This window comes from Paenibacillus sp. RS8 (assembly GCF_041956825.1).
GTDB lineage: Bacteria > Bacillota > Bacilli > Paenibacillales > Paenibacillaceae > Paenibacillus_AQ.
This window is the reverse complement of the sequence record NZ_CP168131.1, coordinates 1,296,732-1,316,617: the sequence shown is the minus strand read 5'-3', so window position 1 is coordinate 1,316,617 and position 19,886 is coordinate 1,296,732. Positions and strand designations below refer to the sequence as shown.

Here is a 19,886-nt window from a genome sequence, read left to right as displayed (position 1 = left end):
GAGGCAGATAGTGACTTGTACGGATGCAGAACTGGTAGATAAGGTGTGTAAAGGGGATATGGATGCATTCAGTGGGCTTATCGGCAAATATTCCAATGCAGTATACGGAGTAGCTTACGGTAAGTTGGGTGATTTCCACACTGCGCAAGACATTACACAAGAGGTTTTTGTTAAGACCTATCGTAATTTATCCAACTTAAAGGAGCCAGAGAAACTCGCCAGTTGGTTATATGCAGTTACTTCACGGGAATGTATGGATTGGTTTAGGGCGAATAAGAAGAAAGCTGTATATGAATTCATGGAGCAAATCGAGGTTTCTCAGCTGGAGACTACTGAAGATCAGCTCCTCCGAAAAGAACTCCAGCAAGATGTGTGGAAGGCATTAAACACCTTATCCGAAGCTAACCGTATAGTCACCATTCTATTCTATATCGACAACTACAAGGTTAGGGAAATCGCTGATTTCCTTGATTTATCTATTGAAGCTGTCGAGAGTAGACTCCGCAGATCAAGAACGATCTTAAAAAGGGAGATGTTGCGTACAGTGAATAACAATCTAAGTAAAAACAAATTGCAGGACGAATTTAAAAAGAGAGTTTTTCAGGATGAAAGAATGCCTGAAACCAACTTTCGTCGTGTGGCCATGGGCCAAAGTGAATTCGATGATATTGATATGCCTAAGACGAACTTTTCTAATGTAAATATGGCGGGTACCAAGTTTGACAATATTAATATGAGCAGTACTACTTTTAACGATATCAATATGCATCTTGTTAAGTTTAATGAAGTCGGATTGTGGGAAATCGAGGTTAGCGATAGTGAATTAGGAGAAGCCTATTTCCATGATATTCACTTGTATGGTAAAGGCAATAAGTTTGAACGATGCCAGCTTAATGGCACATCTTTTGTAGAGTGTGATCTTTCGAATGTAGAGATAAAAGACTGCAATCTTTCAGGCGTCACAGTTAATGGCATTTCATTAGATGCCCTGCTAGAGAGTTATCATAAAAATAAATAATATTACAACAGGACTATTTATTCATCATTGATTTCATCGAAACCACTTCATCCTAGGAGTGGTTTTTAAGTTTGGGGTATAATGGATGTAGATCATATAGCACAAACCTACAGGGGTGAAATATAGATGAAGCGCATCACGATTTTAATCGCGGATGATGAGGCGGAGATTGCCGATTTGGTGGCCTTACATTTGCAAAAAGAGGGGTATCATATCATTAAAGTATCGGATGGACGGGCAGCGGTACAAGCTATTGAGTCCCAAACGGTAGATCTGGCGATTCTGGATATTATGATGCCAGGGCTGGATGGCTACGAGGTAACCCGTCATATTCGGGAGCAGCATCATCTGCCGATTATCTTTTTAAGTGCGAAGACTTCTGATCTGGATAAGATCACGGGACTTGTTATGGGCGCAGATGATTATATGACCAAACCGTTCAATCCAATGGAATTAGTCGCCCGCGTTAATTCTCAACTTCGCCGCTCTATACAATTTAGTCAGCCGGCAGCCATTCCAAAATCGGTGCTTGAAGTAGGTGGCTTGATGATCTCACCAGAGGAACATACCGTCACCCTTTACGGCGAGGTGATAGATTTAACTCCGAAAGAGTTTGATATTCTGCATTTATTAGCCAGTCATCCCAAGCAGGTGTTTAGCGCAGAGAGCATTTTTCAACAGGTGTGGGGAGAAGCTTATTATGAGAGTGGCAACACGGTCATGGTGCATATCCGTACTTTGCGCAAAAAACTTGGAGAAGACATGAATAAGAATAAATTTATTAAGACAATCTGGGGCGTGGGATATACCTTTACTGGATAGGCAGTGAGATTTGTATATTTTAAGAAAAACTTTATAATTGCCCTGCTTTTTCTTTAAAGTGTCTTCGTTATTCTATTCCTATCGAGGAAATGGGAGGACATTACGGATGAAAAAGTGGGGCTTTTTGATGATCATTGTGTTGTTGCTTGGTTATGCGGCCGCTCGTTATTTACCGGATACGGGTAATCTGGCTGATAAGAATGATAAGATCGGGAAAGGATCGATTAGAGATAGCGATAGTATAAAGGTGGTTACGCAAGATCAGGTATATCAAGGAGATTTATTGCTGGTGAACAAACAATATCCGGTACATGAGGACAGCGTGAAGTCTGATATTGTGACCTTATATGATCAGAAGGATCTGGTTCAAGGGTATGGTTTACTAGATACCTCTATTCGTTTGTCTGAAAGTGTAGCACTTAAATTCAATAAGATGATCAAGGCTGCGGAGAAAGACGGCGTGAATCATTTTTTGATTAGCAGTGGGTACAGGGACTTTGATGAGCAAGAGAAATTGTATGAGGAAAAAGGTTCAGACTATGCTTTACCGGCACAATATAGTGAACATAATTTAGGCTTATCACTGGACATCGGATCGTCTCAAGCAGAAATGAGCAAAGCGCCTGAGGGCAAATGGCTGCAAAACAATGCTTGGAAATATGGCTTTATTCTACGCTATCCTAAAGACAAAACGGAGATTACGGGGATTAAATATGAACCTTGGCATTTCCGTTATGTCGGGTTGCCGCACAGTGCAATCATTCATGAGAAGGGGATTGTGCTGGAACAATATTTAGATCTTTTGAAGGAGAATAGTGAAATTTCAACGGTTGTAGATGGTAAAACATATACAGTAAGCTATTATCCAATATCGGGATATACAAGTATTAAGATTCCAAAGAAAGGGCAATATAAAACGTCGGGTGACAACATGGATGGCGTAATTGTGACTACAGTTCAATGAGTACAGAGCCTAAAAGCATGTCTACTATGAAATTATTGCTGGCAGCCATATTTATCGTCTATATGTATTTCTTGATCCGAATCATTTTATTTAAAGGGGCACCTTTTAGCTTGCAATCACTTTGGGAACAGGCGGGGCGTATGCTTGAGCATCCTGACAGAATTTTTCATCGACAGGGCAACTATATACCCTTTAAAGAGATCTCGCGAGGGATAGAGCAACTGTCATTTTCAGATCCGTTTTCATCGCTTAATTTGGTGGGCAATCTTCTGGCATTTATTCCGTTTGGGAGCATGGTCCCTATGCTATTTTCACAAAAAGAAAGGTTATTCCGAAAAGTCCTCATGCTCTCTTTTACGCTGAGTCTGAGCTTTGAAGTTACACAATTGGTATTGTATATCGGCACCTTTGATGTGGATGATCTGATCTTAAACACTTGCGGTGGGGTAGTCGGTTACGCCTTATATAGAATGCTGGTTTCTTCTGGATTGTTTACAACTATATCGAAGCGGTGTTAGTATTTGTGGATGGTAGATATAGACAGAGGATAGAAGGGGCATGGTATGAAAAAGCGTATTTCGGATATTGTTTCCATCATTGTAGGAGCATTGTTGTTCTCTTTGGCCGTTAACTTGTTTGTGATTCCGAACGAGTTCGGTGAAGGCGGGGTAACGGGATTGACTATGATTACATACTATTTGTATCAGTGGTCGCCAGGTATTGTTAGCTTGATTCTTAATGCTTTATTATTGATTGTGGGTTATAAATTTTTAGACAAAACGACGACGGTATATACAATTATTGCGGTGTTTTTTAATTCGTTATTCTTGATTCTTACAAAGAATTGGCATATCGCCAGCGATGAGTTGATCATCAATGCAATATTTGGAGGCATCTTGTCTGGTGTGGGTATCGGAATGATCATACGCGTGGGTGGGACGACCGCAGGGTCAACCATTATCGCCAGAATTCTGCATAAATTTTTGGATTGGAACGTTAGCTACGCTCTTCTCTTGGTCGATTTAGTTGTGGTATTTGCTTCGTATTTCATCATTGGTGTGCAAAGTCTGATGTTTACGATCGTGATGCTCTATATAGCGACTAAGGTGATGGACTTCATTATTGAGGGAGTGAATCCTAAGAAGGCCGTTACAATTGTATCCAAGGAGCAGGATAAAATTGCTGAACAAGTTAATCGAATCATGGATAGAGGGGTCACAGTTATTTATGGCCGAGGGTATTATACTAAAGAACCCAAAGAGCTGCTCTATATTGTCATTAGCAAGCAGGAAGTGACCATGCTTAAGAAGATCGTAAGATCGATTGATAAAGAGGCTTTTATCGCCATTCACGATGTAAGAGATGTGTTCGGAGAAGGCTTTGTGGAGCTGGCAAAATAAGAGATAAAGTGCTGTCCGGTAGCTACGTGAGCTGCTTGGGCAGCTTTTTTTTGGATTGGGTATTCGATTGTGATGGATATCATTGCATTTTTTGTTTGTTCACATTTTATTAAATTCTAAAGTGATTCAACGCACACTCGCTCATTTGCAGATTCTATATGCTTTTTATAGAGGTATTATCTTATTGTATTGCAGGAGAGAGGGGTATTCATATGTTAGATCAACAAACGATTGCTATTATAAAATCAACAGTTCCTGTATTACAGGTTCATGGAACAACCATTACTACGACCTTTTATGGCATGTTATTTGAAAATCATCCAGAGCTATTGAATATATTTAATCATGCCAATCAGCGGCAAGGCAGACAGCAGACAGCACTTGCTAATGCAGTTCTTGCAGCGGCCATGAATATTGATCAGCTAGAAAATATCTTACCGGTGGTAAAACAGATTGCAGAGAAGCATCGAGCACTGGGTGTATTGCCTGAGCATTATCCGATCGTGGGTGAGACCTTGTTAGCTGCGATTGGGAAAGTACTTGGTGATGCGGCAACACCGGAAATTATAGATGCATGGGCTAAGGCTTATGGGGTAATCGCAGATGCTTTCATAGGAGTGGAAGCAGAAAAATATCGTGAAGCTGCCGAAGCGCTGGGGGGCTGGAGTGGATTCAGAAACTTTATCGTCACTCGGAAGGTTAGAGAAAGTGAGCTTATTACTTCCTTTTACCTGTCTCCTGAGGACGGAGGGGCGATCGCCTCTTATTCCCCGGGTCAGTATATCACGGTTCGTGTTCAGCCAGAGGGTGAGGAATATACCCATGTTCGCCACTATAGTTTGTCCAGTGCTCCGGATCAGGCGTATTACCGTATCACTGTTAAACGGGAGAGCGAAGGGCTAGATAAACCTGCTGGCGTCGTATCTACTTATCTCCATGATGTCGTCCAAGTGGGATCTATATTAGAAGTGGGCTCTCCAGCGGGCGATTTGGTACTGGATCAGACTAGTGACACTCCGGTGGTTCTAATCAGCGGGGGTGTGGGGCTAACTCCAATGGTAAGTATGCTGGAGACAATCATTGCTGCACAGCCAGAACGCGAGGTAACCTATATTCATGCAGCCATCAATGGAAGCTTGCATGCTATGAAGGATAGGGTGGCAGATTTAGCGCAATCTCATCCTGCTCTAAGTTCTTATGTATGTTATGAATCTCCAGGAGAAGGAGACAAGTGCAATAGATCTGGTTATATTGATCTTTCTTGGCTTCAAGAAATAGCAGACGTGAACGCTGAATTCTATTTCTGTGGGCCGACTCCTTTTATGAAGGCCATTTATAAGGCTCTCAAGGAATGGCAGGTACCGGAGGAGAGAATTCATTTTGAATTCTTTGGACCAGCTGGCAGTTTAGAAGAATAATAAAGATAACAAAAAGCACCGCAGCTGATTGGCTGAGGTGCTTTTTGCTTTGCGTTAGTGGTGATTTATTTGAAAGAAGCAAATGGATTAGTGCCTTTAGGCAGTATTGAACTAAAATTAAAGGTATAGGTAGGGATTCCAGCTGCATAAGGTGCGATTTCATATTGTTGATAGAAGATAGCTAAGCCACTTTCACTGACGAAGAAGGCAGGCTTCTCTGTTAGACCACCAGTTGACTCCGGAAAAGCTACATCCTTAGTGCTTTGCTTCAACATTTTATCTAGTTTTTGTTTGTAGTTTGGTTCTGCCTTTAACAGGTCTTTAAGTTCTATCTTCTTACCATCCTTCAGTGAGTAGGTATGTCCCTCGCGAATGGTACCGCCGTGTGCTCCACCGCTATATCCATATTGATCGACTACAATACTAAGTACGCCTTCACGATTAAAGGTGACAACATAAGTTTGAGAGTAGTCATATTTATGCTCTATCGTGCCATCTCTACGGCTGGCTTCTTTCTCAGCCTCTGAAGCGAATCGTTCAGCTTCTTTTTTGAAGGCTGTGTTAATCGTGTTTTGCACTTCATCTGTTAGACCACTGATTTTTGGATACTGAATCTGAATAGTAGCATTTTTATTGCTCTTATCCAAGGTAACAGAGGTAATCTTGATATCATTCATCACCAGCTTGCTAAGTTCTAGTGATTTCTGGACTGGATTATATACGCCTTGAATCCCTAAATAATCATTTAACAGCTTGAATGGGACATATAGGCGGTCATTGATCATCTTCGCTTCATGATTTCCGGTCATACTATAAATATAGTATCCGTTCAAATCTGTGCTGACGCCATAGTCAGAAACCTCTAGGTTAAGCTTCATCGAGTCGCTGCCCACACTGTAAGTTCTAGTGGTTGAATTATAATCAATGGCAAGACCAAAGGCATCACGCAATACAGTTAAAGGAATCATGGTATTTCCGTCTACGATTTTCCCTTGCTGTGTTAAGACTTGGCCTTTATATTTAAGCACTACAGAAGGCTGTTGAGTGGCTTGTTTTACGGTATTTCCTCCGGTAGCTGCGGCATTAACAAAAGTTCCCCCTACTAGTCCCGATCCTCCAAGTAATACTCCAGCAGCTAATACAGCAGACGTCCATTTCATTGTTTTATTCATGGTTATATTTCTCCTTCCCATTAATGGGCTTATGTAGTTCGATAGGTGTTGTTTTCCGCTATCACTCTTACGATTATACTTAAGCCTCTAATAGATTTGGTTACATCTGGGGTTACAGTGTTGTTGCATTGAATACGAAAAATCACAGAGATTCTAACGATTTTTTAACTTCCAGGTCTATTTTCTTTAACCATTATTGAATTTATGAATCAATAGGTGATCTCAAAGTAATTACGGTAAGCTCGGGACGACAATTAAAACGTATGGGCATACGAGTTACTCCAATCCCACGTGTCGTGTAGACCTGAAGTCGGCTGTTCGGGAGCTGGTATAATCCATTTGAATATTTACTGCCGTGAGGCGGGGTATACAAAGCGCCAACGAGTGGGAGGCGCACTTGCCCTCCGTGACTATGGCCGGACAATTGCAGGTCTATGGGGAGATCACTATATTCATCGGCGAAATCAGGCTCGTGGGCAAGGAGCAGGGTACATGCCTTGTCGGGGATATGGAGCAGCGCCTGTTGGATATCTGCTTTGCCAACCCACGGATCATCCACCCCAGCAAGATAGAGCTCTTTTCCATCTTTTTTTAAGACAGCATGTTCATTGTGAAGTACATGAAAGCCAGCTTGCGCTAACCCTTTCGTTACAGCTCTCCGAGTGCCAAAAGCGTCATGGTTACCTAAAACTGCATATTGCCCAAAAGGAGCCCGTAACTGCGAACAGAAGTCTACAGCCTCTGAAATATAATCCACAGAATGATCTAACAGATCCCCAGTGAAGCAAATCAGATCCGGACTGACCTGTTGAATTTGCTGCACTAACTCTGTTAAAACTTCTGGCCTCGAGTATACGCCTAAATGTAAATCACTGAAATGAACGATACGAAATCTATCGAATGTTGGAGGGAGTATAGGAATTGTTATATCTATAGATTTTACTTCAAGCCAGTACGGCTCAACCCAGTATGAATAAATTCCGGATGCAGTGGCTGTTCCAAGTAACCCCAGCGAGATTTGAGCACTTTTCTTTAAAAATTGACGTCTGCTAATAGGTTTAGTGTTCATGAATCCATCCTACGATAGGATTGTTACTTTAATATGACAATATTCATTATGTCACTCATTGTGTCGATAAACTTACATATACATTTACTTAATGGGAGATGAACAGATGAGTATTATCGATGCCTTAGTCCTCGCAGCACCTTATTTCAAAAAGATTCACTCGCAAGATATTATGATCGGTATTACGGACAGGGAAATCTTCCAGTATTATACTCCCAGTAATGCCATTGATTTTGGACTGGCCAAAGGAAGTCCTATTCCGCCTGAAGACCTAACGCTTTCAAATGGATTGAAAGGTGAGGTTAGCTTTAACCGGATTCCAGCAGAAATTTATGGATCTCCTGTAATTTCAACATGTGTGCCTATATATGGAACAGACAACGAGGTAGTAGGTGTGTTCGCAATTGCCTACACACTGGAGAACGAGAATAAGCTTGAAGTATTTACAGATGAGATTAATGGGATAAGCAATCACCTAATGGATATGGTTCAGAGCGTAGCCGCACAATCTCAAGAATTATCGGCCACCTCGCAGCAAATATTAGATAATACACGTAGAGCGGTAACAGAGTCTCAAGAAGTGAATAAGGTTACCAGCTTCATTCGTGAGATTTCTGAGCAGACGAACCTGCTAGGACTAAATGCTGCCATTGAAGCTGCGCGTGTAGGAGAGCAGGGGGCGGGCTTTGGTGTTGTGGCTAAGGAAGTACGAAAACTATCCGTAAATACCAAAGAAGCAACCCATAATATTGAAAAATCACTCAGTGATGTTCAAAAGTCCATTAAACAGATGGAGCTGGAAATTGAATCGATCTCCGCATCTTCACACGCACAAGCAGAACTGGTTACTGAATTCAGCGGAGTGATTGAACGCTTAAATAAGGCCAGCAAAGAAATGACTACTTTCATGCAATCCATTATCCAATAAGGTGTAATGCATAAAGTTACTTATCCTAAACCATGCTAGAAGGGAACAGGCGCATTTCAGAAGGGAGCGAATTTCATTTATGAAACAACCCGATTCCAGTCTGCAAGCGAACGACAATGTAACTCAAGCCAAAAATGCTTTAGGCAAGCTTCATTTCTCTGTCTCTCAGGCGCTTAGTCATCCAACAGAACAGACTTTGGCACAGGCTGAGAACCGTTTGGCGCATACCGAACAGGCGGTAGAGCAAGCCCAGGCCGCGTTAGGCCCACAAGGTGTGGAGTTGGCTGAAGAACTGCTGGCCGAGGATAAGAGCAGGCTTGCTGCATTGAAGACGCAAGGGAAACGTTCAGAACGCTAGATGTTCCTGCTACAACCCGTGAAGCGACTAAGCTTCACGGGTTGTTCTCATGCACTCTCATGTACTGTTTCCTTAAGGATGTAGCTTAGGATTGAGGATGGTATACTGGATTGAAGGTTCTGGCAAGAGCTTGGATGGGAGATAAACGATATGGATGGTAAGGACATTGAAGAGTTAACCCGGCAGGCGGAGGCTTTCATTCGACAATGTTACGCTGAACTTGATAAGACTGAAGCTGAGATGGATCAACGCATCCAAGCCGTACGAGAAGAAATTAATCAATCCGGGAGTTACACACATACAACGGAAGAGCTGGCTCATGGGGCAAGAATGGCTTGGCGACATAATAGCCGCTGCATCGGCCGCCTCTTTTGGCAATCCATTGAGCTGATGGATGAACGTCTGGCAGAGACCGAGGAGGATGTTGCTGAAGCTTTGCTGCGACATCTGGAAAAGGCGAATAATGGAGGACGTATTCGTCCACTTATCACGGTCTTCCGCAGCGGGGAAGCTCCTGATCGGAGAATCCGGATTTGGAACCATCAATTGATTCGTTACGCGGGATATCCTGGTGATGCTGAACATGAACGCGCTGGCGATCCGGCATCGGATGAATTTACGAAAGTGTGCCAACAACTAGGCTGGCAGGGAACAAGGGGCAATTATGATGTATTGCCGCTAGTAATCAGCATAGGCAATGGGCACCCCCATGTATTTCCTATTCCTCAACACCTCATTCAGGAGGTGCCGTTAACTCATCCCGAAATTGAACGTTTTGCAGAGCTTCAGCTCCGTTGGTATTCGGTGCCGATCATTTCGGACATGCAGTTGGAAATTGGCGGAATTCTATACCCCGCGGCTCCTTTTAACGGCTGGTATATGGAAACCGAAATTGGCTCGCGTAATCTGGGCGATACTGGACGATATAACGCTTTGCCGGCTGTAGCTGATCTGATGGGACTGGACCGTTCCAGTAACACTACGCTTTGGAAGGATCGGGCGCTTCTTGAGTTGAATCGTGCAGTACTGTATTCCTTTAAGCAAGCTGGGGTCAGTATCGTTGATCACCATACAGCAGCTGATCAATTTGTGAGATTTCAAGAGCAGGAGCAGGGACATGGACGTCAGGTTTCGGGACGCTGGTCATGGCTGATTCCCCCTATGTCTCCGTCGTCCACACCGATTTGGCATGACAGTAAGCTGAAAGAATATGATTACAGCCCTCGTTTCCTTTATCAGCGATCACCTGTGGCCACCTGTCCTTTTCACTAGCAATCCAATTCATGATCAAAAAAGCGCCAAGTTCCCCTCATAAGGAAACTGGCGCTTTTTTAGGCTTTTAAATGCTCTAGAAAGATTTGTTTAAGAAGCTCAAGCTGCTTGTCGGAGTCTAAATCCGATTCTAGCAGGAGGATGTTCTCTTTCATCGTTAGCTTTCTGGAAAAGAGAGCAAAGCTGTTCATCAGCGTGATTAAGGTCTCTTTCACAGGGAGATCGGCGCGAATAGAACCGTCTTCTACCCCATTTTGAATGATCCTGGAGTACTCATGCCAAATCTTGCGGTTCAATGCATTGAAATCCAGAACATCCTCAACAGGCTCATTTAAGTGAGAGGCGTAGCTTTCAAAATTGACCATAAAGATAATGCTTAAATGATTTTGGTCCTGAATAAAGAAATCAAACAACATCTCGATCTTTTCAAGACAGTTAAGTGGCAAGTCAGCTACGTACTTAAAATAATCGAGCATCGGCTCGAGCATTCGGGTGGCCACAGCCACGATGAGTTTTTCTTTTCTAGGAAAATATCGAAAGAGAGTCGCAATTCCGATATTCGCTTCAGTTGCGACATCTTGCATCGTCGACTTTTCGATTCCTTTTTGCGAAAATATTCGTTCTGCGGATTCGAGAATCGTATATAATCGTTGCTGTTTACCGTCGGATCGTTCTTTTTCATAGCGTGCTTTAGGATTCATGAGGGATAGACCCTTCCATTTTTGATTAGGTTTTTTAATTATTAGTATTATATCCACCGTTTATTGGATTAAGCAAGGAGAGGTTGTAGTTATTTCGTAAAAATGATATGATAAATATCACAGTGATAGTGTGACTATCATCACTCGAAATATTATATCACAATACGATTATAGAGGAGACTTAATTATGAATCGTCTAACTAATAAAGTAGCAATAATTACAGGTGCAGGCAGTGGCATGGGTCGTGAAGAAGCCCTTTTATTGTCCAAAGAAGGTGCTACAGTTGTAGCAACTGATATTAACGAAGCTGCTGTACAAGCAGTTGTAAAAGAAATCGAAGCCAATGGTGGACAAGCAGCAGCTTATGCACATAATGTAGCTTCTGAAGAAGACTGGATCAAAGTTGTAGAAGATGTGATTAGCAAATTTGGGAAAATCGACATCCTAGTAAATAACGCAGGGATCTCGTTCCCAGTTCAATTGCTTGAATCCACTGTTGATCAATGGAACAAAGTAATGAACATTAACGTGAGCAGTGTATTTCTTGGCATGAAACATGTTGTTCCTCAAATGAAGAACAATAAAGGTGGTTCCATCGTCAATATCTCCTCCATCGCAGGTTTGACTGGCAGCAGCGGTGCCGGCGCTTATACAGCTTCAAAAGGTGCCGTTCGTATGCTGAGTAAAGCAGCGGCTGTAGATTTTGGTAAAGACAACATTCGCGTGAACTCTGTTCACCCTGGATTTATCGAAACCCCAATGAGTGCTGAATTTGTAAATAACGAAAAAATGCATAGCTTCTTTATGTCCCAGACTGCATTGCCACGCGTTGGACGTGCTTCTGAAGTAGCTGAAGCTGTATTGTTCTTGGCTTCTGATGAAGCTTCATACATTACAGGCGTTGAGCTGCCAGTTGATGGCGGAGTCGTGGCTAAATAATAAATTTCTAAATAAGAAATACTAAGAAAGCCGTCTCATGCGTAGATTCTCTCTACACGTAGGGCGGTTTTTTTAAGCGTCCATCTCTACCGAACATTAGCCTACTTCCCTGCATAACATATAGCACTTGTAAGCAGGAGAAGGGTGTGGTTCAGAGATGGGCATCCAATTAACAGCGCTACATTATGTATATCTGGCATTCATCGTGTTCATTATGGCACTTCTGATTAGGCGGCGGGATACAACGATGATCTGTATTGCAGGCATCTTTGTACTTGGCTGGCTCGCAACAGAAACGATTAGTGGCTCGGTCACAGGCGTATTCAACTCTTTTGTATATGCAACCAAGGAGCTAATGGGTACGATTATGATTATTTCCATCATTGTAGCCATGAGCCGAGTATTAACCCAAACCGGAATTAACGAGACGATGGTAGCGCCGCTTACCCGGTTTTTACGTACACCGTTTATAGCCTTTTGGGGAATTGGCCTCATTATGATGGTGACATCTTGGTTCTTCTGGCCTTCGCCAGCTGTGGCTTTGATTGGGGTTGTGCTGCTGCCCGTAGCGATTCGTGTAGGACTGCCTGCACTCGGAGCAGCGATGGCGATGAACTTATTCGGTCACGGGATTGCGCTATCGGGAGACTATATCATTCAAGGTGCACCCAAATTAACGGCAGATGCGGCAGGACTTCCGGTAAGTAGTGTCATGGAAGCAAGTATCCCACTTGTCATAGTGATGGGTGTTGTCACTACGGTAACAGCTTATTGGATGATGCGAAGAGATCAGAAGAACGGTACTTGGCGAGACGGACTGATATCCGGGAAGAATGCCGCGAGTGCGCTAGCTGCGGAGAATGATAAAGTAGAAGGTCAGACGGTGATTTCTCCCACACTGAAGAAATGGCTGGCTATCGTTATCCCTCTTCTATTTTTAGCTGATGTAGCAGGTATGTTTCTACTGGATTTACAGGGTGGAGACGCAACTGCCTTAGTGGGTGGGACTGCTGTGTTCATCTTGGTCGTAGTAACATTGCTTGCACATCGTAATAAAGGACTGGAGCAAGTCACCTCATATTTGATCGATGGGCTTACATTCGGTTTCAAAGTATTCGGTCCGGTGATTCCGATTGCTGCATTCTTCTATCTGGGGGATTCGGCCTTTGCTGAATTGTTCGGCAAAGTTTTACCTGCTGCATCACAGGGGATTGTAAATGATCTAGGAGTTGCTCTCGCGCATAATGTTCCTCTAAATGGTGCTGTAGGTGCTGTGACTGCCACCATAACAGGAGCCATTACGGGTCTTGATGGTTCAGGGTTCTCGGGAATTTCACTGGCGGGGTCCATCGGAAAATTATTCGCTGTTGCTACACACTCCGACGCAGCTACTTTAACTGCCCTCGGTCAAGTATCTGCCATTTGGGTTGGTGGAGGGACGTTAATCCCATGGGCATTGATTCCAGCCGCCGCCATCTGTGGCGTAAGTCCATTTGAGCTTGCCAGACGTAACGTTAAACCAGTACTGATTGGGCTGATAGTTACAACGATCGTTGCTATGTTTCTGGTGTAGACCTGGATATTGATTCAAAAAAGGCTGCCGAGATATCTCGGCAGCCTTATATGTTTATCTTATCCCCTTCATGAAATTCTGAATCTTAGAAGAGAACAGGAAGAGAATTACCGCGAGCACAATGGCAACTCCACCAATAACTCCGAAGTACAGCATTTCGGTATCCGGAGTATAGAACTTCACAATCTGAGCATTAATAGCTTGCGCAGCAGCATTGGACAAGAACCACATGCTCATCATCTGAGCAGTAAAAGCAGCGGGTGCCAGTTTGGTCGTTGCCGAGAGGCCAACGGGTGACAAGCATAGCTCCCCAATGACGACGATGAAATAGCTTAGCACTAGCCATAATGGATTTACAAGTGAATTAGTTCCACCGAAATATGCAGGTACCAGAATGACTAGGAAAGACAGACCGGCAAACAATAATCCAAGCGAGAACTTTTGAGGAATCGTTGGTTGACGGTTACCGAGCTTTAACCAAATCCATGCAAATACAGGTGCAAGGGCGATAATAAACAGCGGGTTAAGCGACTGGAACCAAGCCGGAGAAATGTGTATACCCGCAAAGTCCAATTGGGTGCGCTTATCCGCAAAACTTGCTAAAACTGTTGAAGTTTGTTCCTGAATGGCCCAGAACATAATCGAGGCGATAAACAAAGGGATGTACGCGAGAATCCGTGATCGCTCTACAGCGGTTGTCTTGGGACTACGGTACATCACAATGAAGTACATTGTAGGAATAAGAAGCCCTAACACCCCTACGATCTTAATAAATGTCTCAAAGGTGAGTATTCCAGTAAGTATGCCGACCGTAACTACTACAGCAAGCACAACTAATCCAATACCGATCCAAGTAAATAATTTTTTCTTTTGTTCGGCTGGAATCGGGTTTTGTACAATCGTACCCGCCAGACCTAGGTTTTTGGTGCGAGTCAATACGTAAACAACTAACCCGATAAACATCCCGACTGCGGCAATCGAGAAGCCTAGATGGAAATTATTCATACCCACAGCGCCTACAATCAGTGGAGAGAGGAATCCGCCAAGGTTAATACCCATATAAAAAATGCTGAAAGCAGCGTCGCGGCGATTATCTTGTTCGCTATAGATTTCCCCTACAATACTTGATACATTGGGCTTAAGAAGTCCGGTTCCAAGCACGATCATAATCATCGAAGCAAAGAATAACGTGGCATTTCCCGGTATCGCCAGTAAAATATGCCCGAACATAATTAGAACGCCACCGTAAAAGACAGCCTTCGAAGTACCGAAAATCCGATCGGCAAGCCATCCGCCTATAATTCCGGACATATATACGAGTGAGCCGTAGATAGACATAATCGAAAGGGCCATATCCTCTGGAAATCCGAGTCCGCCTTTGCTTACTTCATAATACATGTAGTAAACAAGGATTGCTCTCATGCCATAATAGGAAAAACGCTCCCAAAATTCAGTAAAGAAAAGCGTGAACAGTCCCTTTGGATGTCCAAAAAATCCGGTTTGCGGGACACTATCTACAATTTTTTGCCTGTCTGTTGCTGACATGAATCAAATCCTCCTAGATGCTAATTGCTCTTTTCATGATGCTAATACCACACTACACTACCTTAATATTTATAATACCCTCATGAGGAAAATCACAACCCTTTGATGAGAAGGTTCTGAATAATGTCATATTTTTTAGTAATATTTCCAGCAGAACTTTATAATTAACTTATATTGTATTTTTCATCCAGAATGAAATGTTGAATTTAACCAAAGAACTTGTGGTTTCAAGCAGTGGTAAAATACGAGTGTGTTAATGGGTCCAATTCCCACTACTCCTTTTGAGCAAGGTTCATTGTGAAAGATAGAATAAAAGGCTAACTTATGATACTATTTACTCCTATATAGAAAGAGGACGTGAGCTAAAATGATCAACATAACTATGCCCAATGTGGATGTAAGTATTACTAAACAAATTAACCCGCAGTTAAGCAACATTTACGGATTCACTGATTTTCACCTGATTCCAAGAGACTACGGCGGTATCTTTATGTTCTACAATGACCAAGATGAGTTGTTGTTTGTAGGTAAAGCGAGAAAGCTAAGACCAAGAATCAAAAAACATTTCGAAGATACCGTATCTGATATCAAGCTGCACCGGGACGAGGTCACCAGAATTGATGTATGTTTGATCGAAAGCCCTGTTCATAGAGAAATTTATGAAACGTATATCATTAATGAATTTAAGTCTAAATACAATGTAGATAAAGTTATGTTTAGATAAACATAAAGAAGAGGCGCCGTCCAATGACGGTGCTTTTTTATGTTAAAGAAGATAGGAATGAAATAAGAACATCGGTACACACTATACAAGATAGTTAATAGATATTTAAAGGAGATAGGTCATATTGAAGCCTAAGTTTTTGATTGCGAAGCTAACTTTGTTGTGTATGTTCCTTGTTGTGAGTGTAATGCCCGTAACTGCCGATGCTGCAGCCAAAGAAAAAAAGAGCTCACATAAGCAATGCTTAACACCCTCCGTAATAGAGCTTAAAGATAACCTTAGGAAATTATGGAGTGACCATGTGATTTGGACGAAAAATTACATAGTTAGCGCCTTTGCAAATTCCGAGGACAAAGAGAAGGTACTGGCAAGACTGCTGCAGAATCAGCAGGAGATAGGGAATGTGTACAAGCCGTATTACGGTGAGGCGGTAGGAGATAAGCTAGCCCAATTATTGCGGGAGCATATCCTGATTGCCGGAAAGGTAGTTGCCGCTGTACTGGCAGGTAATCAGGCAGATTTGGAAAAATACAATAAAGAATGGTATAACAACGCTGACGATATTGCTAAGTTTCTTAGCGCACAGAATCCCAAATATTCGTATGAACAATTGAAAGAGATGCTTCATGAACATTTGGAGCTAATTACGGATGATGTGACAGCTAGGGTTAAAAAGGATTGGGATGCCGAAATCGTTGCTTTCGATAAAGGGCTGGAGCATATGATTATGTTTGGAGATATACTAACCGAAGGGATTGTTAAACAATTCCCTGATAAATTTAATTGAAACCAGAGCACCCGCAAGGGTGCTTTTTTCTTGTTATTGGCAACAATTTAGGTCTTTTGATCCAATTCAAAAAGTTAGATATAAAGGCTCACTTACAGACAAGATAAGTAAACTATAATAGACTCGTGGGCACTCGACATTTTTTGACATTTTTTTATAATTGAGGTGATAAGATCAATGATTTCTCCCTTTTTTAAAAAGAAAGACTCAGTGGATAAGCAGTCCAAACCGGGTATGGTTCAAAAGGTGCAATTATCAGAAGAGCAGGGTGAGGAAGTAGAGGACCAGATCGCTGGCGAGACTTTAGCAGGAGTGGTTACTACGGGAAAAGCTCCGCTTGATAAAAAATCACTTGATTTGATCTTCTCCGTGGAGCAGATTATTCAGGCCAGACAGCATGCCGAGACGAATATTAATGAACTTCAGGATCGGTTAACGCATTCCAGCAGCCATGTTGAACGTTTGAACCGGGACATGAAGAACCTCAATAAAGTGATTGAGGAAAGAGAGAAGAACGTACGAGAGCTTGAGCATAAATTGATTGAGAAGAATTTGAAGGTCGATCAAGTGCTGGAGGATTATCGGGAGCTTCAGACTACCCTCACTGCAGAGATTGAAGAATTAAAGAGTACGATCGACCTAGAGCATCAAAAGTATGTAAATCTGATCCAAAAACATAACGAAGCTCATGCAGAGAAGCTTAAGAAGATGAATGATCTGGAAGAGAAACTCGGACGGATTGAAACTGAGAACGCGCATTTAAGACAGAAATACGATACGATCCGCCAAGAAAAAGCCTATCTCTCCGGTATGATCAGCGATTTTACCAATCGTATGACCGTCCCTTTTGGGAATGGAAGCACGCTGGCGGGAAGAAATGACGACAACGGAGATACATAAGATTCATGGCAATGAATGAACCGAGCGCTGTTCTAATGATTGAGTTGCTGTCGCTTGAGCATGAACAGACCGGTTATCAGATTGAGATAGGTTTAACCCGTGATATCGGGTATGCCAGACGCAGGCTAAACATAGATGAATTTACATATGAACAATTAAACGCGCTGGCTCCCTATTTCGGGGAAAGAATGAGATTGTCATTGTATCCGAAATGGGATCCCTTTCGTAATCGTTATTACAGCACACTGGTCATTATAAACCAGACCTTCAGCGAAACCCTGTATTTTGCTTGTTCTGAATATTATGTGTCACAGCTTCTTCAATTAAAGGAAGTAGATGATCCCCAAGTACATGAAGAGATTGCTGTTGAAACGACGCAACCCTCTATACCTCCAGCCCGTAGGCCAAGAAGAAGGAAGAGCAAAAAACGGATTGGAAGACTGGTACTGCAGAGTATCCTGTTCGCTTGTTTAGTATTTGTATTGTTGTCTCTTCGAATGGGTGGTCAAGATATGGACCGTGCAGAAGGATTGGAAGGACCTGCTTTAGGTGCCGGGGCTGAGAAGATCGAGCAAATTGTCTCTCTACCGTTCACCCCTCCTGTTGGTGTTGGTAAGACAGAGGCGACCCCCAATCAGCAAGGTAAGCCTACCTCTGAACCTTCCGAGTCTACGCCAGAACCTTTGGAACCTCCTCAAGAACAAATAAAGCAATATGAGGAGATTGAAATAACCGGGAATAAATATGCATATAGTTTGCCAAAGGGTTACGTGGCTTTGTCATTTGATGACGGCCCGTCAAAGTATACGAAAGAAATCGTAGATATCTTAGTGGAGCATGAGGTGGCAGCCACCTTTTTTTTTATAGGGAATAAGGTCGCTCATAATGTGGAAGCGGTTAAGTATGCGAGTGAGCATCAGATGTCAATTGGAAGTCATTCGTGGGATCACAGCAAGATGACTGACAATGGGGATAAGCGCAATCAGAATAATTTGGCGAATACTAATAAGGCATTGGAGCAAATCACTCAAATGTCGATTACTGTTTTTCGGCCGCCATATGGTGCGATTAATGATAAGTTAGCAGCCAAAGTAACAGAACAGCAGATGAAGGTATTGTTATGGAATCGTGATTCTGAGGATTGGAGACGCAAAACCCCAGAAGACGTCCTTCAATTCGTTCATCATACTGATCCGTCCGGTGGCGTATATCTTTTTCACGAAAAGAAGATTACCGTAGAAGCGTTGCCCGCTATCATAGAATATCTAAAAGGGAAGAACATGAAGTTCGTCATTTTTAAATAACATCATTGCTGTAATCTTACTGCAGAATAAGAGTGGCTGTTACAGGATTATGATCGCTGTGTTCAAAGGATAGATCATGGCCCTGTACGCCACTTATTGTGATATTCGGAGAGACTAGAAAGCCATCAATGACAGCACGGAAATTCACACCTTCTGAATAAGCTACATCCAGTGTCCGGACGGACGGGATTTTAGCATCGACAGCCCACTGAAAGCCCTCCGGTTTGAAATCTTCAGGGAACTGCTGCAGCCATTCTGGCCAAGCTTGTGTGGTCTCAAAAACATCAGGGGTTGTGCCCGGTAAAGAATGATTCCAGTCCCCGCCTAAGATGAGGTAATTGCCTTTATCATTCTCTCTCTGAATATAAGTAGAAAGATATTCTAGCTGCTGCTTACGAATCGTTCCGCCTTGGTCAAAGGCTGATAAATGAAGATTGATTAGGATCAGTTCTTTCCCGTTATCGACGGGGAATCTGCTCTCCATAAAGGCGCGGTCAAGTTCAAACAGTTGACGAGGCCAGCTTTCTTTTCCCGGAAGATCATATCTAACGTTACTTGTGCTGCCGAATTTAGATAAGGTTAATAAACCGCTATTCACTGAGCCCATCGGATCAAGAACAGGAATCGGTACCCAAGGTACCTTGTAGTTCGTTGCGAATACGTTGCTGTAATTAGAGAAAATATTAGATAGCAAGGAGACCTCATCGATATGGTTGCTACGAGAAGAATCGATGTCTACCTCCTGCAACATGAATAGATCCGAGCCTGAAGTGGTCATTACAAAAGCTATTGCCTCCAAATTTGTCTTCGTTTGTTCCTCGCTGCTTGAACGTGATTTGGTGCCGCCATCCATAAAGAAGTCCTGATCCTTATCCAGTCCAGCATAGCCAATATTAAAGGTGGTTATCGCAAAAGGTTCTCCCTGCTTCATCATTTGTTCCTGATTATGGTTTACCGTTAGCGGAGTAGTCTCCTTTGGCTTATAATCAGT

The 19,886-nt window shown here is 42.7% G+C and carries 20 protein-coding genes; 15 read left to right on the top strand and 5 right to left on the bottom strand.

Annotated elements, in window-relative coordinates; all coding sequences use genetic code 11:
* Positions 1–10 precede the first annotated feature (10 nt).
* From ACDZ28_RS07145 to hmpA, 6 genes are all read left to right on the top strand, one after another.
* Complete coding sequence (locus ACDZ28_RS07145; protein ID WP_375104314.1) at positions 11–1,018, top strand: sigma-70 family RNA polymerase sigma factor; 1,008 nt, start codon at positions 11–13, stop codon at positions 1,016–1,018.
* A gap of 126 nt (positions 1,019–1,144) precedes the next feature.
* Positions 1,145–1,840: a response regulator transcription factor gene (locus ACDZ28_RS07140; protein WP_042131576.1), complete on the top strand. Its 696-nt coding sequence runs from the start codon at positions 1,145–1,147 to the stop codon at positions 1,838–1,840.
* A 106-nt stretch (positions 1,841–1,946) separates the two neighbouring features.
* A complete protein-coding gene (locus tag ACDZ28_RS07135) occupies positions 1,947–2,804 on the top strand; it encodes a M15 family metallopeptidase (protein WP_341115644.1) in 858 nt (285 codons plus the stop codon).
* Positions 2,805–2,821: 17 nt separating this feature from the next.
* Complete coding sequence (locus ACDZ28_RS07130; RefSeq protein ID WP_375104313.1) at positions 2,822–3,322, top strand: VanZ family protein; 501 nt, start codon at positions 2,822–2,824, stop codon at positions 3,320–3,322.
* Positions 3,323–3,367: 45 nt separating this feature from the next.
* Positions 3,368–4,204: a YitT family protein gene (locus ACDZ28_RS07125; RefSeq protein WP_076120334.1), complete on the top strand. Its 837-nt coding sequence runs from the start codon at positions 3,368–3,370 to the stop codon at positions 4,202–4,204.
* Positions 4,205–4,416: 212 nt separating this feature from the next.
* Positions 4,417–5,622, top strand: a complete 1,206-nt coding sequence (hmpA, locus tag ACDZ28_RS07120) for an NO-inducible flavohemoprotein (RefSeq protein WP_375104312.1) — start codon at positions 4,417–4,419, stop codon at positions 5,620–5,622.
* A 65-nt stretch (positions 5,623–5,687) separates the two neighbouring features.
* On the opposite strand, the gene ACDZ28_RS07115 is transcribed toward hmpA, so the two are convergent.
* Together ACDZ28_RS07115 and ACDZ28_RS07110 are read right to left on the bottom strand one after the other, a co-directional pair.
* Positions 5,688–6,794 (bottom strand): PdaC/SigV domain-containing protein, encoded by a 1,107-nt coding sequence (locus tag ACDZ28_RS07115; protein WP_042131571.1) that lies wholly within the window; start codon positions 6,792–6,794, stop codon positions 5,688–5,690.
* A gap of 202 nt (positions 6,795–6,996) precedes the next feature.
* A complete protein-coding gene (locus ACDZ28_RS07110) occupies positions 6,997–7,863 on the bottom strand; it encodes a metallophosphoesterase (RefSeq protein ID WP_375104311.1) in 867 nt (288 codons plus the stop codon).
* Positions 7,864–7,969: 106 nt separating this feature from the next.
* Here ACDZ28_RS07110 and ACDZ28_RS07105 point away from each other — a divergent pair, with 106 nt between their 5' ends.
* From ACDZ28_RS07105 to ACDZ28_RS07095, 3 genes are all read left to right on the top strand, one after another.
* The gene (locus tag ACDZ28_RS07105; protein ID WP_375104310.1) at positions 7,970–8,791 is read left to right on the top strand and encodes a methyl-accepting chemotaxis protein; all 822 of its coding nucleotides are present in this window, start codon (positions 7,970–7,972) and stop codon (positions 8,789–8,791) included.
* Between the two features lie 79 nt (positions 8,792–8,870).
* Positions 8,871–9,149, top strand: a complete 279-nt coding sequence (locus ACDZ28_RS07100; RefSeq protein ID WP_341115638.1) for a hypothetical protein — start codon at positions 8,871–8,873, stop codon at positions 9,147–9,149.
* 150 nt (positions 9,150–9,299) lie between these two features.
* Complete coding sequence (locus ACDZ28_RS07095) at positions 9,300–10,421, top strand: nitric oxide synthase oxygenase (RefSeq protein ID WP_375104309.1); 1,122 nt, start codon at positions 9,300–9,302, stop codon at positions 10,419–10,421.
* Between the two features lie 59 nt (positions 10,422–10,480).
* Here the strand turns inward: ACDZ28_RS07095 and ACDZ28_RS07090 are convergent, their stop codons facing one another.
* Complete coding sequence (locus ACDZ28_RS07090; RefSeq protein WP_081390073.1) at positions 10,481–11,122, bottom strand: TetR/AcrR family transcriptional regulator; 642 nt, start codon at positions 11,120–11,122, stop codon at positions 10,481–10,483.
* A 187-nt stretch (positions 11,123–11,309) separates the two neighbouring features.
* Here ACDZ28_RS07090 and ACDZ28_RS07085 point away from each other — a divergent pair, with 187 nt between their 5' ends.
* Together ACDZ28_RS07085 and ACDZ28_RS07080 are read left to right on the top strand one after the other, a co-directional pair.
* On the top strand, positions 11,310–12,062 hold the full coding sequence (locus tag ACDZ28_RS07085) for an SDR family NAD(P)-dependent oxidoreductase (RefSeq protein WP_038573803.1): 753 nt from the start codon (positions 11,310–11,312) through the stop codon (positions 12,060–12,062).
* 157 nt (positions 12,063–12,219) lie between these two features.
* The gene (locus ACDZ28_RS07080) at positions 12,220–13,635 is read left to right on the top strand and encodes a hypothetical protein (RefSeq protein WP_076121614.1); all 1,416 of its coding nucleotides are present in this window, start codon (positions 12,220–12,222) and stop codon (positions 13,633–13,635) included.
* A gap of 54 nt (positions 13,636–13,689) precedes the next feature.
* On the opposite strand, the gene ACDZ28_RS07075 is transcribed toward ACDZ28_RS07080, so the two are convergent.
* Positions 13,690–15,180 (bottom strand): peptide MFS transporter, encoded by a 1,491-nt coding sequence (locus ACDZ28_RS07075; protein ID WP_042131563.1) that lies wholly within the window; start codon positions 15,178–15,180, stop codon positions 13,690–13,692.
* A 367-nt stretch (positions 15,181–15,547) separates the two neighbouring features.
* Between ACDZ28_RS07075 and ACDZ28_RS07070 the strand changes: the two genes are divergently transcribed.
* From ACDZ28_RS07070 to ACDZ28_RS07055, 4 genes are all read left to right on the top strand, one after another.
* A complete protein-coding gene (locus tag ACDZ28_RS07070; protein WP_042131559.1) occupies positions 15,548–15,904 on the top strand; it encodes a nucleotide excision repair endonuclease in 357 nt (118 codons plus the stop codon).
* A gap of 124 nt (positions 15,905–16,028) precedes the next feature.
* Positions 16,029–16,691 carry a glycosyltransferase gene (locus ACDZ28_RS07065; RefSeq protein WP_375104308.1) on the top strand — a complete coding sequence of 221 codons (663 nt, stop codon included), beginning with the start codon at positions 16,029–16,031 and terminating at the stop codon, positions 16,689–16,691.
* A 210-nt stretch (positions 16,692–16,901) separates the two neighbouring features.
* Positions 16,902–17,591: a hypothetical protein gene (locus ACDZ28_RS07060; protein WP_375104307.1), complete on the top strand. Its 690-nt coding sequence runs from the start codon at positions 16,902–16,904 to the stop codon at positions 17,589–17,591.
* Between the two features lie 5 nt (positions 17,592–17,596).
* Positions 17,597–18,895 (top strand): polysaccharide deacetylase family protein, encoded by a 1,299-nt coding sequence (locus ACDZ28_RS07055; RefSeq protein WP_375104306.1) that lies wholly within the window; start codon positions 17,597–17,599, stop codon positions 18,893–18,895.
* A gap of 16 nt (positions 18,896–18,911) precedes the next feature.
* Here ACDZ28_RS07055 and ACDZ28_RS07050 read toward each other — a convergent pair whose 3' ends face one another.
* On the bottom strand, positions 18,912–19,829 hold the full coding sequence (locus ACDZ28_RS07050) for an endonuclease/exonuclease/phosphatase family protein (protein ID WP_375104305.1): 918 nt from the start codon (positions 19,827–19,829) through the stop codon (positions 18,912–18,914).
* Positions 19,830–19,886 lie beyond the last annotated feature (57 nt).